Here is a 924-nt window from a genome sequence, read left to right as displayed (position 1 = left end):
GCGGTGTCCAGCTGGTCGGCCATGAGGGTGTCGTAGACGGGGCGCCGGATGTCGCGGAAGACGCCGATGGGGGTGTGGTGGAGGGTGTCGGGGTCGGCGAGGCGGGAGAGGGCGAAGGCGGTGGTGGGGGTGGCGGCGTGGGCGTCGTGGACGAGGATGCGGGCCTGGTTGTCCGGGGTGACGGTGACCACTTCGAGGTCGCCGGTGTGTGGGTTGCGGGTGACGCCCTGGGTGAGGTCGGTGCCGAAGCGGATCGGCCGGCCGTGTTCGAGGCGGATGACGGCTTCTTCGGCCTGGTCCTTGTCCTTGAGGGCCTCGAAGGCGCCGTCGTTGAAGATGTTGCAGTTCTGGTAGATCTCGACGAGGGCGGTGCCGGGGTGGTCGGCGGCCTGGCGCAGGACCTCGGTGAGGTGTTTGCGGTCGGAGTCGATGGTGCGGGCGACGAAGGAGGCTTCGGCGCCCAGGGCGAGGGAGACGGGGTTGAAGGGGGCGTCGAGGGAGCCCATGGGGGTGGACTTGGTGATTTTGCCGAGTTCGGAGGTGGGGGAGTACTGGCCCTTGGTGAGTCCGTAGATCCGGTTGTTGAATAGGAGGATCTTGAGGTTGACGTTGCGGCGGAGGGCGTGGATGAGGTGGTTGCCGCCGATGGAGAGGGCGTCGCCGTCGCCGGTGACGACCCAGACGGACAGGTCGCGGCGGGAGGTGGCCAGGCCGGTGGCGATGGCGGGGGCGCGGCCGTGGATGGAGTGCATCCCGTAGGTGTTCATGTAGTACGGGAAGCGGGAGGAGCAGCCGATGCCGGAGACGAAGACGATGTTCTCGCGGGCCAGGCCCAGCTCGGGCATGAAGCCCTGGACGGCGGCGAGGACGGCGTAGTCCCCGCAGCCCGGGCACCAGCGGACCTCCTGGTCCGACTTGAAGTCC

1 protein-coding gene is annotated in these 924 nt (G+C 68.7%); it reads right to left on the bottom strand.

Annotated elements, in window-relative coordinates; genetic code table 11:
* Positions 1-924: 2-oxoacid:ferredoxin oxidoreductase subunit beta (locus WDV06_RS36985; protein WP_395514177.1), on the bottom strand; the 924-nt coding region annotated here is incomplete at both ends.

It is taken from the genome of Streptomyces racemochromogenes, from assembly GCF_044129415.1.
GTDB lineage: Bacteria > Actinomycetota > Actinomycetes > Streptomycetales > Streptomycetaceae > Streptomyces > Streptomyces racemochromogenes_A.
The sequence above is the reverse complement of the archived record's forward strand: the minus strand, read 5'-3'. Positions and strand labels throughout refer to the sequence as shown.